General features: G+C 41.9%; 13 protein-coding genes. 4 read left to right on the forward strand and 9 right to left on the reverse strand.

Annotated elements, in window-relative coordinates; translation table 11 throughout:
* Positions 1 to 244: 244 nt before the first annotated feature.
* Positions 245 to 1,465, forward strand: a complete 1,221-nt coding sequence (locus tag ACO06Y_RS08925; protein ID WP_422083496.1) for a phage integrase SAM-like domain-containing protein — start codon at positions 245 to 247, stop codon at positions 1,463 to 1,465.
* Positions 1,466 to 1,639: 174 nt separating this feature from the next.
* Here ACO06Y_RS08925 and ACO06Y_RS08930 read toward each other — a convergent pair whose 3' ends face one another.
* The 8 genes from ACO06Y_RS08930 to ACO06Y_RS08965 all read right to left on the reverse strand — a co-directional run bounded on the left by ACO06Y_RS08930 (position 1,640) and on the right by ACO06Y_RS08965 (position 11,885).
* Entirely contained in the window at positions 1,640 to 2,185 is a 546-nt protein-coding gene (locus ACO06Y_RS08930; protein WP_422083497.1) for a hypothetical protein, read from the reverse strand.
* Positions 2,186 to 2,187: 2 nt separating this feature from the next.
* A complete protein-coding gene (locus ACO06Y_RS08935) occupies positions 2,188 to 2,664 on the reverse strand; it encodes an RNA polymerase sigma factor (protein WP_422083498.1) in 477 nt (158 codons plus the stop codon).
* 1 nt (position 2,665) lies between these two features.
* Positions 2,666 to 4,075, reverse strand: a complete 1,410-nt coding sequence (locus ACO06Y_RS08940; RefSeq protein WP_422083499.1) for a serine hydrolase domain-containing protein — start codon at positions 4,073 to 4,075, stop codon at positions 2,666 to 2,668.
* A 470-nt stretch (positions 4,076 to 4,545) separates the two neighbouring features.
* Entirely contained in the window at positions 4,546 to 4,971 is a 426-nt protein-coding gene (locus tag ACO06Y_RS08945) for a hypothetical protein (RefSeq protein ID WP_422083500.1), read from the reverse strand.
* 26 nt (positions 4,972 to 4,997) lie between these two features.
* The gene (locus tag ACO06Y_RS08950; protein WP_422083501.1) at positions 4,998 to 5,978 is read right to left on the reverse strand and encodes a carboxypeptidase-like regulatory domain-containing protein; all 981 of its coding nucleotides are present in this window, start codon (positions 5,976 to 5,978) and stop codon (positions 4,998 to 5,000) included.
* Positions 5,979 to 6,137: 159 nt separating this feature from the next.
* The gene (locus ACO06Y_RS08955; protein WP_422083502.1) at positions 6,138 to 9,080 is read right to left on the reverse strand and encodes a tetratricopeptide repeat protein; all 2,943 of its coding nucleotides are present in this window, start codon (positions 9,078 to 9,080) and stop codon (positions 6,138 to 6,140) included.
* Positions 9,081 to 9,467: 387 nt separating this feature from the next.
* On the reverse strand, positions 9,468 to 11,006 hold the full coding sequence (locus tag ACO06Y_RS08960) for an IS1182 family transposase (protein ID WP_422080522.1): 1,539 nt from the start codon (positions 11,004 to 11,006) through the stop codon (positions 9,468 to 9,470).
* 141 nt (positions 11,007 to 11,147) lie between these two features.
* The gene (locus tag ACO06Y_RS08965) at positions 11,148 to 11,885 is read right to left on the reverse strand and encodes a phytanoyl-CoA dioxygenase family protein (protein WP_422083503.1); all 738 of its coding nucleotides are present in this window, start codon (positions 11,883 to 11,885) and stop codon (positions 11,148 to 11,150) included.
* A 137-nt stretch (positions 11,886 to 12,022) separates the two neighbouring features.
* Between ACO06Y_RS08965 and ACO06Y_RS08970 the strand changes: the two genes are divergently transcribed.
* From ACO06Y_RS08970 to ACO06Y_RS08980, 3 genes are all read left to right on the forward strand, one after another.
* On the forward strand, positions 12,023 to 12,871 hold the full coding sequence (locus tag ACO06Y_RS08970; protein ID WP_422083504.1) for a helix-turn-helix domain-containing protein: 849 nt from the start codon (positions 12,023 to 12,025) through the stop codon (positions 12,869 to 12,871).
* A 497-nt stretch (positions 12,872 to 13,368) separates the two neighbouring features.
* A complete protein-coding gene (locus ACO06Y_RS08975) occupies positions 13,369 to 15,765 on the forward strand; it encodes an ABC transporter permease (RefSeq protein WP_422084250.1) in 2,397 nt (798 codons plus the stop codon).
* Positions 15,766 to 16,139: 374 nt separating this feature from the next.
* The gene (locus tag ACO06Y_RS08980) at positions 16,140 to 17,333 is read left to right on the forward strand and encodes an amidohydrolase family protein (protein ID WP_422083505.1); all 1,194 of its coding nucleotides are present in this window, start codon (positions 16,140 to 16,142) and stop codon (positions 17,331 to 17,333) included.
* Positions 17,334 to 17,553: 220 nt separating this feature from the next.
* Here ACO06Y_RS08980 and ACO06Y_RS08985 read toward each other — a convergent pair whose 3' ends face one another.
* Positions 17,554 to 19,026 carry a mannitol dehydrogenase family protein gene (locus ACO06Y_RS08985; RefSeq protein ID WP_422083506.1) on the reverse strand — a complete coding sequence of 491 codons (1,473 nt, stop codon included), beginning with the start codon at positions 19,024 to 19,026 and terminating at the stop codon, positions 17,554 to 17,556.
* Positions 19,027 to 19,033: the final 7 nt, after the last annotated feature.

Here is a 19,033-nt window from a genome sequence, read left to right on the forward strand (position 1 = left end):
CGCTCCATAAAACAAAAATCCACCAACAAAGTGGTGGACTTTCCGCTTTAAGTGATCGCGACAGGATTCGAACCTGTGACCGTCTGCTTAGAAGCTCTTTTGGACGGGGTTCTTCAAATTAGAATTTTTTATATAATTAACTGTATGTCAAACAATTAAATTAATTTTGATATCAAATGGCATTGTTTGATTTCACGGATTTGTTTGCAAATTGTTTGCAAATTTTTTTAGTACCTTGAAGTATATGAGGACGTATTTGACCCTTTTATTGGATACAAGAAGAGCAAAAAAAGATGGTTCGTTTCCTATCATTTTTCGCCTTACCCACCTGCGAAAAACAACTTCGATTTCTACTGGATATTCAATATTAGAAAAATATTGGGATTCCAGAAAATGTGAAATCAAAAGAAATTATACAAGAGTCGAATCTATTGCAAGACTAAATACGCTACTTCTCAAAGAAGAGGCTAGAGCTAATGATATCATAAATCAACTTTACGATAAAGAGAAGCTCAATTACATGTCCATCACACAAGTAAAAAACAGAATAACCCGAAATAATACTTACGATTCATTTTATAGGTACGGAGAATCACTTGCCGAGGACTTGAAAGTTTCGCATCGGTATGGTACAGCAAGGAGCTATAGAGGAATCATTTCTATACTAAGAACTTTTACTAAAGGAAAGGATTTGAAATTCAATGAACTTAACTACGATTTTATCAAAAAATTTGAACGTTATCATCTGGCTAAAGGAAATAGTATCAATAGTCTTTCAGTTTATCTTAGAGCTATTAAGGCTATTTATAATAAAGGCATTAAGGCAGGATTAATTGAAAAAGAAGCTTACCCTTTTGCAAACTATTCAATCAGGCAAACCCCGACAGAAAAACGAGCACTAAAGATTGATGATATTAGAAAAATCCTTGAACTAGAAGTTCCCAGGGATGTCGTTTTGTTCCGATATCGGAACTATTTCATTTGCTCGTTTCTCTTATACGGAATGAACTTTACTGATATGTGCTATCTCAAACTGGAAAACATAATAGATGGTAGGATAAAATTCCGAAGACGAAAAACCTCAAAATTATATGATATTAAAATAACGGAGCAATTAGCTGAGATTCTAAATTTATATGTAAAGGGTAAAGAGAAAGACGATTATATTTTTCCTGTTATTAAAAGAGAAAATCCAGAACTCCAAGAACGAGAAATTTCTTGGGAGCGTCAACGTTATAACAGAGGACTAAAGACAATTGGAGAATTGTGTGGTATTGAGCAAAAATTGACTACTTATGTATCCCGACACAGTTTTGCTACCCAAGCCATGTTAAATGATGTACCGTTACAGGCAATTTCTGCAATGCTTGGGCATAGCAAGTTGAATACTACTCAAATATACTTAAAGTCCCTACCTAATAATATTCTTGATGATTACAACCAACAATTAATATCAGCAATTTAAATGATATTTGGTTGTCATTATTTATGATTCATCCTTATCATGTTTCTTCAAAATAATTCTCCAACATGTATCTTAACCAACTCAATATCAAAATATCATATGTGAACCTCCTGGTTTCAAAAATCGTTCGATTTTCAAGACCATCCATTAAAAAAGCTGCTTGCCAGTAAAATCCTAAGTTTCCAGGGAATCGATTTGACCTTCAATTTTGCCTATTCTCCCTTTCCATACTTTCCGCAGGAAAAATACCTGTACGAAAAATAGCACTGCCACAAACAGGGTGCTGGCGACAATCTTTGTCATGTTCCAATCAACGGAAAAAGCAAAAAAGGATAGTAGGGCCGTTATTGCAATGACCCTGGCAGCTATGGAAATCCTGGCATATTTTTTGACTCGTTGCGCATAACACCTCAAGGATTCCGACACGCTCGAGCCGCTTATCGGGGATTGTACAAGACGATAACCCAGCACATTGTGCAATAGAAGTAACAGAACGGATACGATGAGGGCTGCGTTCAAGTACCATGGTTTTTGGTGGCCATCGAAACCCGTGTAGTAGACCGACAGCAATATCGCCCATACAAGTGATTCGAGAACCAGTTGGAGCCTTATCCTTTTGAGTACAGGGTGTCGATTGGCACTTCCCATTTTCCTCATGGCCTCCCTATTTTTGCCCTTATCAATATTCTGATATTCAGATTTTAATTCTTCCAGTTCCATGATCATTGGTTTAAAATGGTTCTTAATTTGTTCTTTATTCTGTTGAGTCGAACCCCCAGGTAGTTTTTGCTGATGCCCATCACCTCGGCCATTTCCGAATTGTCGAACCCGTCCAGGTACATGGAGACGATGGCCTTTTCCGCATCGTCCAATGTTCTTATTGCCTTGAACAATCTTTCCCTGTTCGGGTTTTCCTCACCTTCCGGCCTAGTGGGCTCCGGTAACCTATCCGTCCCGGATAAGATCACCTTTGGTTTACGAAAAGATGCCATGGCGGTATTGAGTCCGATGCGGTACATCCAAGTGGTAAACTTGGAACGCCCACGGAATTTGGGATGCGATTTCCATAGCTGATAGACGATCTCTTGGAACAAGTCCTCACGGTCTTCCTTAGAATCCCTATAGATATGGCACAGCTTGTTGATCAGACCTTGGTTGCTGTGCACCGCATCGAGAAAGGCTTCCTTGTCCATTCCCATATCATTGTCTTTTGAAATGTTGGGTCCGTCCCTTTCCCGTGGCAATTACCCCGCTGATACCGATTCCCTCTACGCGTTCAACGAACTCAAAACGGACATTTGCCTTAGTTCCATAGAAGACATTGTCCGTTTCATGGAGAATCCTGAACGGGGGGTTGTTCCCCAGTTTTGCGTAGAGATCTCCTTGAAATATATCCATCCTCACTACCATGCCGTTCTCTGCCCTATAGGTTCCCGAGTAGGCACTGAGTTCCCTTTTGGAAAGCTGGGAGCCCTTGAAAATTTCGGGCAATTTGAACGGCCTTTTGAAGACTATCTTTTCCATATCGGCCCAGATCTCGTTCATGGGCAAGAAGGAGGCATTGCCAAGTATTACTATGGTCATCCCCTGTTCGGGGTAAACAGCGGAAATCGAGGAAAAGCCGAAAGTGCCCCCGGCCGCTTGATAGGCCATGGGCCTGGAAGGGGATTTGAAATGTACATACTGTCCCATAGCGTATTTAGCGTCATTGTTACTAGGAAATGTGGCATCAGTCAGCGGTGCAAGATAACGCTCCAAAAGGGATTCCTTCCAAAAACCGTTGCCCAGCAGGCTCCTGTTCCACTTCAAAAGGTCATGGGCCGTCGAGTACAGATGGCCCCCACCCCTCATGGTCGACATGTCCCGGTACGGGGCGAGGACGAGACTGTCATTGGGGAGCAGATGGTAGCCGGAGACCATTCCCAGGACAATCCCGATACCGTCGTACTCTCCGGAACCTTGCATTTCCAAAGGGTCTGCAATCTTTTCCTTGAATAGTTGTCCATACGGTCTTTTGTAGGTCCTTTCCAAGATCACGGCCAACAGAAAATAGGCTGGACTGGAATAATGGGCCGACAAACCATGATCATCGACAAGCTCCATTGTAAATACATCTGCCAGGACCTGTTCGGTGTCGAGCGGAATCCTCGATCGTATCGGCCAGTAGTCCTTATACCCTTTCCAGTGTGGAACGCCGGAGGTGTGGGAGGCGAGCTCTCCCAGCGTAACCCTTTGCCATTCGGGGGCCATTTTTAGATCCGGGAAATATGTCCCCAAGGTATCTTCCAATCTAATTTTACCTTCCTCTTCAGCCAAAACCAACAACATGCCCGTAAAGGATTTGCTGATCGAAGCGATTTTGAACTTGGCATCCATTTCAAGCGGAATTTGAAGCTCGAACGAGGCCTGTCCGATTGCTTTCTGATAGAGCACGTCATCCTTATCGGCGATTAAGACCACGCCGTTAAAGCCTATCCGTTCCTTTTGGATGGAGAGGTAGCTGTCCAGTTTGGTCTTGACCTTTGTATCGATTTGGGAGAATAGGCCGCTTCCCAAGAGCATACATTGCAGGGTCATGGAAATTCCGAGAATCTTGCTTTTTGCTTTCATGACTTTTTTGTTTCCTTATTTGTTGCCGGAAGGGAACAAAAAATTACAGGAAGGGAGATTTTTTTGTTTTTTGAGAAAGGGTGATTTTGTATTACAAATCGGCGAAATAATGAGACTTTTAGGGCAGAAGGAGTAGATTCCCTAGAAACGTTCATTTTATGGAACTTATCAATACCAATAATTTTCTCTTTAGTCCAAATCTCGAAAATCGAGGCTAAAATCCATTGAACGAAAATTTTTTAAGAAAACGATTTGGTCCCCTAGCTGGTTTAGTCCCGCTTGATATTGTAGAAATGAAAAATAGTTGGTTTGAACGATCGGGAGGCAATGTTTTGTTTGTCTCAGCACTGAGCAAAGAAAATCTTGTGAATTTAGAAAAAGGGTCTATGAAGAAGTAGGTATTATTCATAGACCCTTTTTCCGTACAATGATTTTCTGTTTCCGCAGCATTTGGAATAGAAAACAAGTTTCTACCCGGCTCCGCCGGGTTTGTTGATCCTTATCGTGGATGTGTTACTGACAGAACCATCACTACCTTCCAACATGACCTCATATTCTACCCAATCTTGTGTGCCAAACCTAAAACAGACAGCCCAGACGACGCTACTGCCATTATCAGTAAATTGCGTATTGATGCCACTTTCCGTGCCTCCATCGGAAACTTTTGTATTTATCTGAAGACGTTCAATGCTCACTCCATCGGAAGAGGTGTACGGAATGGTCATTACGAAAGTGCTTCCTGTGCCGAGAGTGGTGTTACAATTATTGATCCCGTTTAACTCAAAGGTCTGTGTACTTGCATTGATTGAAGCGATGGACTCTCCATCATCTTTGCTACAGCTTAAAAAAAGTATCAAAAAAACAGTGAAAATAGAATTGTTTATGCGCGTTCTCATGATTGAATTTTTGTATTAGATTTGATTTATTGAAAGTATGCCAACATATGAACCATTTCTTCTGGATCCGGTACATGTCCCCCTCCAAAGGTCTCCCCATTGATGTGATATAATATTGGTATGACCAGTGCTACCTCATCGGTAAGAATACAAGAATCATGTTCCAACACTCTATTGATGACGCCGTTAGCATCTGCAACAGCTATATTTTCCGTTCCGTTCGATGCTCCGACTGGTGGGTTTGTTCGGTAAACAAAATCATTCATAAAATCAATGTTCTCCCCCACTTTACGGGTTTTGTTCAAATAGGCCAGCCAAAAGGTATATGTGCCATTGGGTATCATTCCCTCAAGGGTGACGTTCACAAATGCTTTGTCACCATTGCAATGAACCCTCAAATTACCCTTTGCTTTCTTGAATTCGGCCAAAGTAACATGATGTCCATCAGGTGCTTTGATCGCTGTAAGTAGACCGAGGGGCTGATCAAAAATGTTGGCCGCATACAGTGGTTCATTGGGCGCCGTGGGGGAATTACCATTTTTATCCACAATTTCTTCCAGCAACTGTACGCTTCCAAGATTCAAATGGGCCTTGACGGACTGTGGCAGAATATCAAAATCTACCTTTGAATCTTGATTTTCCATTACGTCTATTGAAACTTTGGCGCTAGAAACAGCCTCGGTTGACAAGGGCAATTCAATCATTGTACTGTGCATACCAATTGATTTTGTGCTGAATTGAAATTTACCTTCTGAATCGGTGGCCTGATTTGAAGTCTCGTTGCCTTTTGAAATGGTTATCTGAACTCCGGGATAGACATTGCCATCTTCATCTGTTACGGTTCCCGAAATGGTGCCAGAAACTTCTTTGGATTGTAAGTCATCATCTGAAGTTGGTTCATCATTTTGAGCGCACGCTAATGGTAGATAACATAGAAGTGCTAGAATAATCCAACCATTTTGTCCTTGAGACCTTAGCAATCCCATAATCTTTTTTGCTAAATCCATAACTTGATTTTTTAGATTATTACTGATTAGACTGATTGGGAACATTTATGAATAAAAGTATGTGCAGGTCCAAAAGTGTGCTATGAGCATGGTCTCAGATAGTGACACCATGGTCTCACATTACATTAAATATGATATGGAACAGGACTATTCTTCAATTCATCGGTAAGAAGAAGGAGGAACCCCATAGAGTTCTTTAAAGCATTTGGCGAAATAAGAGAGGTTATTGAAGCCCACGGCATATGCAATTTGTGTGACGGTGTCCGCTTTTTTGGATAATAACTGTGCAGCTCGTTTCAATCGAAAATTCCGCAGTAGTTCCCCAGGGGATTCATTGGTCAACGCTTTTAGTTTTCGATGTAACTGTGCCTTGCTCAAGGCCAAGGCCTTTTGCATTTGGGGAACCCCAAAATCAGGGTTCCAAAATTCTTTTTCCAAAAGATCCAGGACGTTCTGTAAAAAGGTCTCATCAATTGAGGTGACCGTTACCTCTTTTGGATTGAAGGAAGCTTCTTTTTTGGCAAAAAGTACTCGAAGCTTTTTTCTTTGTTCGATTAGGTTTTCTACGCGTGCCAATAGTTCTTTGGGTTCAAAGGGTTTGGTAAGGTAGTCATCGGCCCCTGTTTGCAGCCCTACCATTTTGTTTTCCATTCCTGCCTTTGCCGTCAACATAATAACAGGAATATGGCTGGTATCAAGATCTGCTTTCAAAGATTTACAAAGCTCAACTCCGTCCATTTCGGGCATCATTACATCGGTAATGATCAAATCCGGACTTTTGCTCTTTGCCAGTTTTAAACCAATCTTTCCATTTTTTGCCTTTTGAACCCTATAATTCTTCTGGAGCTGCTCTTTGATAAAATAAGACATATCAGGGTTGTCCTCTACCAACAGTACCGACGGCAGTTCTCTTAAGTCCGGCCTTTCCAACGTATAGGAAGTTCGGGGAGTTTTTATTTCATCACCACCAGGATAGGGTTTTTTGATGTTCTCTTGGAACCCCATCCTTATTTTCTGGATGGGAATTACCAATGTGAAAATCGTTCCCTTGCCCACTTCGCTTGAAACCGTAATCGTCCCATCCATCAATTCAACCAGGTCTTTTGACAATGAAAGCCCTATCCCCGAACCTTCATGGTCTTTGGTATCACCTCTGTGTACTTGATAAAAGCGGTCAAAAATATAAGGAAGTTTTTTCGCGGCAATTCCCATCCCGGTGTCGGATATAACCATTTTTAATTCGCCTTTTCCGTAGGTTGTGGAAAAAGAAATCAACCCACCATCACCGATAAACTTGAAGGCATTGCCCAAAAGATTGTATAGGATCTTTTCCAGTTTATCGCGATCAAAAGTGGCCCAAAGCACCTTATGTGGAATCTGAACTTTATAATCTATATTTCTTTGGGCGGCATGTGAATTAAATGAGGAAGCTGCGCCCCTGAGGCATTTATAAACGTCCCCTTCGGTTTTTTCCAATTGTAGGTTACCCTCATCAATTTTTGACAGATCAAGAAGCTGGTTTACCAGTTGCAGCACGCGATTGTTATTGCGTCGTATCATTTTTATACTTTCGATGGGGAGGCCTTCATCAGGGCTTTGCTCCAATTGTTCGATCGGGCCCTTGATCAAGGTCAAGGGGGTCCTGAACTCATGTGATATGTTGGCAAAAAAGTTAGACTTTAGCCGGTCCAATTCACGTAGCTCTTTGTTCGTTTTCTGTTTGACACGATATTGGTTGTAGAGCAATCCGGCGAGTAACAGTAGCACAACCGAAAACGCTATTATTCCGTTACGTTCGTTGATACGTTTTCCCAATTGCAGCTCCTTGAACGCTCTTTCTGATTCGAGTAATGCAATTTCCTTGGTTTTTTGTTCATTTTGATATTTTGCTTCAATTTCATTGGCCAAATTTCTTTTTTCCTTGGTAAAAAGACTGTCTTTTAAAATCGAATATTTGGTTCTGCTAAAATATGCTTTGTTGAAATTGCCCATTTTCTCATAAACCTCTGAAAGAAGTTCATAGGAATCCTTTTCAATAGGGAATAAATTGATTTCTTCCGATATGTTGGATGAGTTGAGTAGATGCATTTCAGCTTTTTCGAAATCCTTGAGCAGCAAATAGGTCCGCCCAAGGTTACAATTTGAAAAAGCGATCATCACCGAATCGTTTGTTTGCAATGCTATTTGAAGGGATTTTTGATAAGCTGGCAAAGCATCCCTGTACGCGTTCTTTTTTAAAAGAATACTTCCCTCATTATAGTAAATTTCCCCTACCTTTTTTTTATTCCCTAGCTTCTCAAAAAGCTCCAAGGCCTTTTTATTATATCTGACGGCTTCCTCCAACCGATTTGTGTTTTTGCTTATTATGGCCAAATTGTTCAGCACATAGGCCCTTCCCAATTCATCGTCCAACAGGATACTGATACTATCGCTTTCCAAATAATAATGTTTGGCTTTATCATTGTTGCCCAATTGCCTATGGACCATGCCGATGCTCATTAACGTAATGGAATAATATTTAAGATGCCCAACCTCTCGGTATATTTTTGAAGCCTCGATAAAATATTCCATGGCCTCGGTCAAGTTACCTTGCTCTGTACTTATTAGCCCTAGACTGTTATATGAACCGGCAATGCTTTCCCTATCATTTAGCTCTTCTGCAAATACCAACTTCTTTTCATGGCATTCTTTAGCTTTTTCGAAATTTCCTTTTCGTAGAAACGCATTACCCAAACCAAAAAGGGCATTGGACTCCCCTTCAATTGACCCTATCTCTTTGGCCAACATTTCAGCCTTCCTATAGGCTTCAATAGCCATATCAAAATCAGATTGGGAATACCAGTAATCACCATAAACGTTATGGCTTTCAATATGAAGCGGGCCTTTTTTTAGGTTCTCTCCGATAGATAATGCTTCCTTTGCCACCCTATATGCTTCCTCCGGGGATTTGTTTTCCAATTGATAATAGAGTTCATGAAGAATCTTTATTTTGAGCGTATCTTCTTCTGTCCGGGCTAATTTGGATTCAAGACTATCTACCCTGGACTGTGAAAACAGCAATACCGTAAACAAAAAAACAAAAGGGAGAGGTAATTGTTTCATCTCCAAAATATTAGACTCTTAAAGGTATCTAATTTTTAAATAGATCTGTTGCCATAAATTTGTGGATACTTTGCAGATATCACTAACAGAAAAGTTTCAAATCTTAACATGTCCCATTGCTCATTTTGACAATTCGGCTTATAGGATTGCCGAATCTTGTTTTTAAGCCAAATTGATCCGCTAATATCATCTATGCCGTTGGCTCCTTTAAAAAGTAAGACCACAGATCGTGTTTCCAAAAAAAATGTCTGATCAAGGTAGAAAAAGAGCTATAAATTGGCGAATTAGTGGAACTAGTGTTGAAAATTATCCAATTCCCCAAAAATGTTCGTGGCTGTTGCATAAGTAGTCTTTGAACAAGAATTAGGCTCAAGAGGGTAGTTTTCATTATGCCTTTATGAGGATCGGTCTCGATTGGATCGACCAGTGAAAATCGGTCAGCAAGCCTTGTAGGGCATCCATAATGACCTTTAAAATACTTATGAAGGGTTTCCCTCCCCCTTTCTTGAGGTACTTTTTCAGGTTGAAGGCAATTGCTGCCATCAACATGACCTTATGTGCACCCGCCTTGCCCAGTACACCTATTTTTCTCAAGCCATAGAACTGGGTCAGGCTGCCGAACACCGGTTCCACTGTACTTTGCCTGAGTCTTTTCATTTGCCGGCCCCTTTCGCTGTGTTGTCGGGCGTAGGCCCTCAGGTATTGTTCGTCATAGATTGTTCTGGCGATTTTTTTGCTCCTCGTTTTTGGCGCACATTGGGGTTTCATGTGGCAGGCCCTGCAGTCCCTTGGTGCCGCCCAGTAGTTTTTCAGCACAGTGCCGTACTTGTTGGTACTGAGCCCCTTGAAGGGCAGCGGCCTGTCCGTCGGGCAACGGTACTCGTCCCTTTCCCTGTCGTAGGGGAAACCCTCTATCCCGGGTTTAAATTTCCCGAAGACGGGTATCCATCCGGTAAGCTTCCTTTGTTCAAGAAAATCGTAGTTGGAGCCGTTGGAATACCCTGTGTCCGCCAACAGGTCCGTCATTACAAGCTCGTTCTGTCCTAAACGGTCCTGGACCTTTAAGCCGATACCCTTCAGGTATTGGCTGTCCCTGCCGTCGGCAAAGTCCGCCTGAATATGGGAGATGACACCTTTCGCCGTATCGACCGACATACTACAAAGGTAGTTCAGCTTTCTGGCCTTGCCCGGTTTTACCGATATGCGGGCATCCGGGTCATGGGGGTTGTAGTGTGTCTTGTTGCTCAGCAAGCGTGCCTTTTTGTGGGATGCGCCCATCAGTTGCACCGGACCCTCCCTCAGGTTCCGGTGGTGTTTCTCCACACGCTTCAGCTCGTGTTCGGGGGCGGAGATATGTGCGGGAGAAGCGGTCTTCGCTTGTTTTTGCCCGGTTGCCCCGTTTTCTTCCGACACTTTTTTCAAGTGGTCGTCCATGGGGCTGGCAGGCATTTTCGGCACCACGCTTTCCATGGATGCGTTTGCCTTTATCGGGGCCGAGTCCACGGCCTGGGTGCGGCCGGACACCATCCCGCTGTCGACGCAAAGGGCAAATACCTTGTTGAAGAGTTTCTCGAAAAGGGATTCCGGGTAAAGCTGTCTTGTCCTGCTGATCGTCGAGTGCCATGGCAGCTCTTCGTCCAGGTCATAGCCCAGGAAGTAGAGCACGTCCATTCGCATACCGCAGTGTTCCACCAGTTTTCGGTCGGAGGTTATGTTCTCCAGGTATCCCGTGATCAAAAGCTTGAAGAAGACCACTGGGTCGATTGACGGGTTGCCCGTCCTGCCATATAGTTCCTCTGTGTCCCGGTAAAGAAAGCTCAGGTCGAGCGTTTCGCGGAGCCTTCTGTAAAGGTTGTCCTTGGGAACACGGTCCGACAGCCTGAAGCTGAGGAACAGTTTTTCGGTGTAGTTCTTTCTGCCTTGCATACCATAAGTTACCCATTTCCCAACGCTTATGAAAGCAAGAATTGATGAATATCAGAGTTGTGCAACAACCACGTTCGTTTTATGGGACAATTGAAAATTAAGCTATTCAATAAAAATCGGAAAATTTTAACTCAGTTCTTCTTAAACATCTAAAATATACTTGCCCTTTTCACCAATGCGTTGTAAAACTTCTCGGGTTATACATTCCCTCTGGTCAATTTGTTGAGGTTGGTCTCTTGTACAAAAATAACTGTGAATACTCCGTCGGTCATGGCTTGTTTGATTGGTTGTACCACCATGCCATACATGCGAATTAAAAATAAAAACAGAGCCTGCAGGTGCCATAATGCGAATTTCGTCAGGATGCTCGTCATTAGGATCTGACATAGCTTCCTCAGGCAGAATACTCGATTTATGCGTTTTAGGGACTATGCGGGTAGACCCATTGTGTTCCGTAAAATCATCTAAAAGCCAAATACTATTGCAGACTTTAAAAGAACCGCTCGCTACAGCATTTTTCCAATCAACGTGAAGTCTTTGCTGCCCTTTGCCTGGTTTTGCAGCCCGATAATTTAGTGACGATAATTTGTATGTCTGCCCTAATACGGCTTCAATACCAGACAATACCCTAGGATGAGTGTAAAAAATATCAAAAACAGAGCCTTTATTGACTAAATCCGCCAAGCGGTCCGTCCCTTCTTCTTTCGGATGGCGGATATATTTTGATTTTCCCAATTCTAACCCTGCATTGTCGCCTTCCAACTGCAGTAGTTCAGCGAGGCGTTCATTAATTTGAATTACTTGTTCTGGCATTAATAATTGACCCAAATTGAGATAACCGTTGTTATCTAAAAAATCAATTTCTTGTTTAGTAAGCATATCCTACATCTTTTTAAAAGTGAAATAATGTAGCGAAGATAAAATTACAGAGAGGGGCGTTCTACCTCAAAATTCATCACTTTTTGAACTATATAAACATTTTTTGCGATTTTTGCCTTGGTAAAAGTGTATTGACGATGAAAATTCAATTGGAATCCATACAACCCGCTAGCAATAGTTCGTTTCAAATCTTGCCCAATTCACGAATGAACGATTTTTACTTTTGGCATTATCACCCAGAATTGGAGCTTACCTATATCGAGGGTGCGAACGGCAGACGTCATATCGGCCAACATATATCCCGATATGAAAGCAGTAGTTTAGTTTTTATTGGCTCAAATATTCCACATCTTAACGTTGATTACGGAGTAAAGACTGATTACAAAAAAACGGTTTTGCATATTCGACCCGATTTTTTAAAGGAAAATTCGATTCAGACTCCAGAACTATTGGCTGTTCATCGATTTTTTGAACAATCGAAATATGGTATTGTCATTGAAGGCAAAACAAAGACTATTGTAGGAGAAATGCTTGAAAAATTACCTGTTTTACACCCATTTGAACAATTTTTAGAAGTGTTGCGAGTATTTCAATTATTGGCACATAGTACAGAAATTAAGTTATTGCATGATAGTCCAGTAAAGAATCAATACACTAGAAAATCGCAAGAACGGCTCCAATTGCTATATGATTTTATTGAGACTAATTATCAACGCAAAATAAAAGTGGAAGAAGTTGCCGATTTATGCCACCTGACAAAAGTTGCTTTTTGTCGTTATTTCAAACAGGCAACACATTTGACATTTACTGAATTTTTGAATCAATATCGCATCAATCAAGCCAAACGTCTACTGTTATTGGACAAAAATGTCAGTGAAGTGTGTTACGCTTGTGGTTTTGAAAGCCTTTCTTATTTCAATCGGGTTTTTAAGGCTATTACTCTGGAAAACCCTTTGGCCTTTAAAAAACAATATGCCAATGATTGATAAGCAATAACTATGACAACCGGACTAAGAGGAGATTAAAAAATTAGACTTTGAACGGAAACCTTTATAAGGGAAGGGGCGTGGTGCACCAAATGTCGATGCAACCGGCTTGGTACATCAAAAATGTAATACTATCAAGCCTTTCAAGTCGTTGGTCCTATAGTAGTAAAGGAACAAAATGAATTTAACGTATTTGTCGACCACAGCTGATTAAAGGAATAGAATGAAGTAGAGGTGATGTCCTAAAAAACGGCAGGTTAATCGGACTAAATCCTTAAATAATCAAATTCCCAAGAATTGTTCCTTTTAGGGATACCCTTCTTTCCTTACTTCAATCATGAAGGACCAAGCCAATAAATCCCAAAAAAATGTAACCATTGGAGTTTTAGGCAGTCTTTTCATTGTAACAATATCCGGGCAATAAGGCCCCTAAAATCAGATTTCCAGTAAATAAATCCATTTAGTCCGTAAAAAACGGGGCTCCGCAAAATTTGGAAGTGAACATAAACGCCATGCTCAAATACAACATCAAACTTTTCCTGAGGAACATCAAAAAGAGTAGGGTTTCCTTTATAATCAATATCATCGGTCTATCCACGGGTCTGGCCTGTGCAATATTGATCTTTTTATGGGTCAACGATGAACTGAACATGAATCGGTCCCTTGCCAAAGATGGACGGCTTTACCAAGTCCTTGAGAATCGCCAATCCACGGAAGGAATCAAGACATGGCAGTATACGTCCGATCCAATGGCGCGCACCTTGAAGGATGAACTGCCGGAAGTTGAATCCGCCACGGCCATCAATGCCTTTACGCACGGCTTCAAGGGCAATGGGGTGATCTCGAACGGGGAACGGCACATCAAGGTCAAGGGAATGTTCGCGACCCCAGGGTTCTTCGATGTGTTCCCGTATCCCCTTGCAGCGGGCAGCAAGGACGAAGCACTTTTGGATCGTAACGGCATTATCATATCCGAAACGTTGGCCGATAAGCTCTTTGGAGACTCGGAAAACGTGGTCGGCAGCACCTTGGAATGGAACCATTCATTTTTTGAAGGATCTTTTTATATAACTGCTGTCTTCGGGGACGTACCCTCCAACACAACAAAACGGTTCGACGTCATTTTCAGCTATGGGATCATATTGGAAAGAGACCGGTACGCAGGGCAATGGAACAGCCGTTACGCGGAAACGTACCTGGTGCTAAAAGAGGGTACCGATGTGGAAGAATTCAACGACAAGATGACCAAATTGGTACGCTCAAAACATCCTTCGACAAACAAAGGGACTTTTTTCCTCCAGCAATTTTCCAGGAAATATCTCTACGGTAAATTTGAAAACGGTGTCCAGGACGGGGGTAGGATAGAATATGTAAGGTTGCTTTCCATTTTTGCCGTAAGCATTCTTTTACTGGCCTGCATTAATTTTATGAACCTGTCCACGGCTCGTGCTTCCAAAAAAATGAGGGAAATCGGGGTAAAAAAAGCAATAGGGGCGAACAGGCGAACGTTGGTCGTGCAATTCCTTGGGGAATCCATCCTTATGGCCTTTTTATCACTTATAGTTGCGGCCCTTTGGGTAGCCCTCCTCCTTCCCCGGTTCAGCGAGATTACCGGAAAGACGTTGTTTATGAACGTTGGGTTGGAAGCTTTGGCCGTCATAGTTGGCATTGTTTTTTTCACGGGTATTGTTTCCGGAAGTTACCCGGCATTCTACCTCTCCGGATTCAACCCTGTATTGGCCCTGAGGGGCAAACAGGGTAGGGCCTCTTTCAAACAACGGATACGGAACGGATTGGTTATCCTACAATTTGCGATATCGGTCGTATTCATCATCGGCTTTTTGGTCATTGACAGGCAGGTAGGATTTACAATGACCAGGAATTTGGGTTATGACCGGGACTATGTTATCAGTTTTCAACGGGAGGGAAGGCACGATTACGATCCCGAGGTATTTTTATCGGAACTAAGAAAACTTCCCGGTGTCGTCACGGTTGCAAGTATGCCCGGAAGTATCCTCGATGGCACCGATAACCAAAGTGGTTATTCATGGAGGGGCCTGGAATCGGATAGGGAATACGTATTCAAGGCCCCAAGGGTAGGTTATGGTGTTATCGAAACGCTGGGAATGGAGATGCTCATGGGCCGCTCTTTCTCCAAAGGTCGTAACGATGATAATTCAAAAATTATGTTGAACGAGTCCGCGGTCAAAATGATGGGACTGAAAGATCCGATAGGAAGAACCATCTGGTATGGTGACGGAGAGCAAGAGATCATAGGGGTGGTCAAGGACTTTCAGTACGGATCTATACGGAACAAGATCGAACCCCTTGTTCTCAGATTCCGAGGCTCCGGGGACGGGAAAAATGTAATGGTAAAGATCAAGGCAGGCGCCGAAAAGGCCACCATAAGTAAAATTGAAGGTCTGTACAAGGAATTCCATCCAAGATACACTTTCCAATATTCCTTATTGGACAGCGACTACCAAGCGCTATATGCATCGGAGAACCGGGTTTCCGTTCTGTCCCAATATTTTACCTTGGTGGCCATAATGATTTCATCCCTGGGGCTTTTCGGTCTGGCAGCGTTTACTACTGAGCAGAGAAAAAAGGAGATCGGTATCCGAAAGGTGCACGGGCAGAGTGTCCTACAGGTCGTAACCATGTTATCGGGCGAGTTTGTAAGACTGGTCCTGATATCTATCGTCATCTCCGCTCCGGTAGCATATCTGCTAAGCACCAGTTGGCTCTCCGGCTTCGCCTACCGTATCGAATTAAAGAGTTGGTATTTTTTAGGTGCCGGGGCCATGGCCTTGACAGTGGCCCTATTGACCGTGGTGGGGCAGACCCTGTTGGCCGCCAATAAAAATCCTGTGAATGTCCTGCGGGAAGAATAGAAAGAATGGCTATCAATAAAGTTGTTTAAGATGGCGAGTTAATAGAACCAAATAAAGAAATTACCAGATTCCCTAATATGGGTTGCTTTATAAGACCGTACAAAACCCCAGATTTAAAATTTTCAAAAATTTTTCTGCAGAAGTTCAACTGCGTAATACGCCCTCTTCCCCACGGGTAATTGATGGTTAGGCCTTTTACCAAAAAAATCTCGCTACAATTGACCATTCTCATATTAAGCCAAGGATCCTTGCTACAATATCTAAATATGATATCACATCCGACGAGTGTAACAATTAAACTAACTCTGTGTCCTTTTATTAGCATGAAGCTTGTTAATTCCAAAAAACTTGGTATTAAGTATTACTGAAATGTCATGAGATTAGTTTTAAGAATCGTTGCAATCGCCACAATTTTGGTGGGTTTGTCCTGTAATCAAGAAAAGATAAATTGTGATTTGCTGATCAAAAATGTTACCCTATTTGATGGATGGAATGATAGGGGTACCGTTGATATTGCCCTTAAAAATGACAGTATTTTGAAAATCGCTGATAAACTGGTGCATTATTCAAGCATGGATACCCTTGACGCTTCCGGAAAATATATGGTCCCTGGTCTGGTTAACTCCCATGTACACCTTTGGGACACAATCCAACTGAAAGATGCTCTGAACAAGGGAGTTTTTGCAGTAATCGATCTACATAGCAGTGAAGGCCCGGATAATTTCCTACGTGGTCTACGTGATTCTTTAAGATTTGCAAGCTATTACAGTTCCGGATACGCCGCTACCGTACGTGGAGGGCATCCGACACAATTGTTCGCTATACAGACCATTAATGAATCTATAGCTCCGCGACAGTTTGTTCAGAATCGATTAAAAAATGGCGCGGACTACATTAAAATTGTAAGCAACAACTTAAAGCCAGGAAGTCTCTGGCATGAGATTCCATCTCTGGACTATAGTCAAATCGCAGCTATTACAAAGGCGGCTAAAGAATATAACAAGTTGGTCCTGGTTCATATTTCTCAAGTAGATGAAGCCGTTGAAATAGCTAAATTGGGAGTCGACGGATTTGTCCATTTATGGTCATACAATGAATCGGCTTCCGAGGAAGCCCTTAGTATTTTAAAGAAAAACAATGTATTTGTCGTACCTACTTCAATGATTCAAAGTAAAGCCTGGGAAATTATCGAGCAGAGTCCAGGTTCTGATCATTCATTCAAAGGGTCACTCTCAAAAATGTCAATAGTTAAGCAAGAAATCAAGCGCATTCATGATGCCGGGATTCGTATTCTTGCCGGTACAGATCCGCCCAATTATGGAATTAACCATCATGACGATTTAATAAGGGAATTAGAGATTTATGAAGATGCAGGATTATCCAACATCGAAGTTTTAATAACCGCAACAGGAAACCCTTCGCAGGTTTTTAATTTGAACGATATTGGTACAATAGCTAAGGGCCAGAAGGCAAATTTCATGATTCTTAACTCCGATCCCCTAAGAAAAATTTCTTCTTTAACTGATATATATGGCATTTGGAAAAATGGAACAAGATTACAAGATTAGATGATTAGAATTATCTCCTTAAGGATGCTTATTTGTGTTGTCTTAAAAACCTAACCAGATTAATTATGAAAACGACAAAGTAATTATGGAAGCTACCAAACACTGGTAGGCTGAGCAAATATTGGTAGTTCCTTTAAACGGCGCTTTAATCGGACTGAATGGGAAGAGGGAGCGGATTCCCGGGAAATGTTCATTTTATAGAACCAACCAGCTTAGACATTTAAACTATCTCCTGCATATATTCTCTGATAGAGGTATCCCCATAGATTTTTCGAATCATTTGGGTATATAGCTTTGCAAATCGGTCATTTTTAGCAAGATTGCCAAAAAGAGATTCTTGCTTTAGAAATGCCATAGGGTTTGTTTTAGTTTTTCTAGCTTCTCTGTAAAGTTGGTCTGCCATGGCATCAATTATTTCAATAGGCCGTCCATCCCTATCAATTCTTTTGTCGCTATAATAGCACCATGCAGCCAGTATAAATGTGGCATAAGTGATGCTACCGCCTTTTTCCAAATTTTCTTTAAGTGTGGGAATCAGGAACTTGGGAAGTTTAGCTGAGCTTTCTGAGCAGATTCTGCTGACGCTATCCTTAATGTTGGGATTGCCAAAACGAATTTCCAGGTTGTCTTTGTATTCCTCTATATCAATGCCTTCTATAGATCCCAAAATGGGGGTAACTTCTTTGTCCATAAAAGCTCTCATAAACTTCGCAAACACTTCATCCTGCATACAAGCATCGATAGTGGGATGTCCATGTATTGCCCCCGTAATTCCCAAAACGGAATGACCGGCATTCAGCAGTCGTATCTTCATTTTTTCATAGGGTGTAACATCGGGCACAAACTGCACCCCGACATCTTCAAGTTGTGGTCTGCCATTTGAAAAATTGTCTTCAACAACCCATTGGATGAAAGGCTCGCAAACAACAGGCCATTTATCCTGCAAATCATTTTCAATTATCAGATAGTCAATTATTTCTGTTGTTGTTACCGGGGTGATTCTGTCAACCATACTATTTGGAAAACTAACTTCTTTTTCAATCCAAGTGGCAAGTTCAGCATCCTGTTTTTTTGTGAAAGCCAATACCATTTTTTGGGCGATGTCACCATTATGCTGAATATTATCACAAGACATAATCGTAAACGGGGGCAATCCATTTGCCCGTCTTTTTTGAAGGGCAGCAGTCAGGTAGCCATAAACCGTTCTAGGGTCATGTGGATTTTTCAATTCATGTTGTACATCTGGATTTGCGAAATCGAAATCTCCAGTTGAGGGATTAAAATTGTATCCACCTTCGGTAATGGTCAATGACACAATTTTGGTGTTTGGACTTGCCATTTTGTCGATAACCGATTGAGGGTCATCAACGGCCAGTTGATATTCCGTAATCGAGCCGATGATTTCATTTTCGATATTTCCGTTGGGGTGCTGAGTGACCAAAGTGTAAAGACCATCCTGCGCTTTTAAGGTATTGTACATATTGCGGTCTCCTTCCCTTAAACCCACCCCATAGATTGCCCAATTTTCGGAACCTTTTTTTTGCAACAATTGGTGAATGTAATAGGCTTGGTGCGATCGGTGGAAACCACCTACCCCAATATGAACAATAGCTGTGTTCAATTGTGTCCTCTCATAGGTGGGACAGGAGATTCGATTTGAAATATCAACAAGGTTTTTCTGATTTAATTTCATTTCTGCT

Origin of the sequence: Ulvibacterium sp. (genome assembly GCF_965228935.1) — a bacterium.
In the GTDB taxonomy this organism is placed as follows: Bacteria; Bacteroidota; Bacteroidia; order Flavobacteriales; family Flavobacteriaceae; genus Ulvibacterium.

Bases quoted from the DNA above. Each gene is read 5' to 3' on its own strand.
- ACO06Y_RS08925 (WP_422083496.1), top strand. From the start codon at position 245: ATGAGGACGTATTTGACCCTTTTATTGGATACAAGAAGAGCAAAAAAA.
- ACO06Y_RS08950 (WP_422083501.1), bottom strand. From the start codon at position 5,978: ATGGATTTAGCAAAAAAGATTATGGGATTGCTAAGGTCTCAAGGACAA.
- ACO06Y_RS08970 (WP_422083504.1), top strand. From the start codon at position 12,023: ATGAAAATTCAATTGGAATCCATACAACCCGCTAGCAATAGTTCGTTT.
- ACO06Y_RS08945 (WP_422083500.1), bottom strand. From the start codon at position 4,971: ATGAGAACGCGCATAAACAATTCTATTTTCACTGTTTTTTTGATACTT.
- ACO06Y_RS08930 (WP_422083497.1), bottom strand. From the start codon at position 2,185: ATGGAACTGGAAGAATTAAAATCTGAATATCAGAATATTGATAAGGGC.
- ACO06Y_RS08980 (WP_422083505.1), top strand. From the start codon at position 16,140: ATGAGATTAGTTTTAAGAATCGTTGCAATCGCCACAATTTTGGTGGGT.
- ACO06Y_RS08955 (WP_422083502.1), bottom strand. From the start codon at position 9,080: ATGAAACAATTACCTCTCCCTTTTGTTTTTTTGTTTACGGTATTGCTG.
- ACO06Y_RS08985 (WP_422083506.1), bottom strand. From the start codon at position 19,026: ATGAAATTAAATCAGAAAAACCTTGTTGATATTTCAAATCGAATCTCC.
- ACO06Y_RS08935 (WP_422083498.1), bottom strand. From the start codon at position 2,664: ATGGGAATGGACAAGGAAGCCTTTCTCGATGCGGTGCACAGCAACCAA.
- ACO06Y_RS08940 (WP_422083499.1), bottom strand. From the start codon at position 4,075: ATGAAAGCAAAAAGCAAGATTCTCGGAATTTCCATGACCCTGCAATGT.
- ACO06Y_RS08960 (WP_422080522.1), bottom strand. From the start codon at position 11,006: ATGCAAGGCAGAAAGAACTACACCGAAAAACTGTTCCTCAGCTTCAGG.
- ACO06Y_RS08965 (WP_422083503.1), bottom strand. From the start codon at position 11,885: ATGCTTACTAAACAAGAAATTGATTTTTTAGATAACAACGGTTATCTC.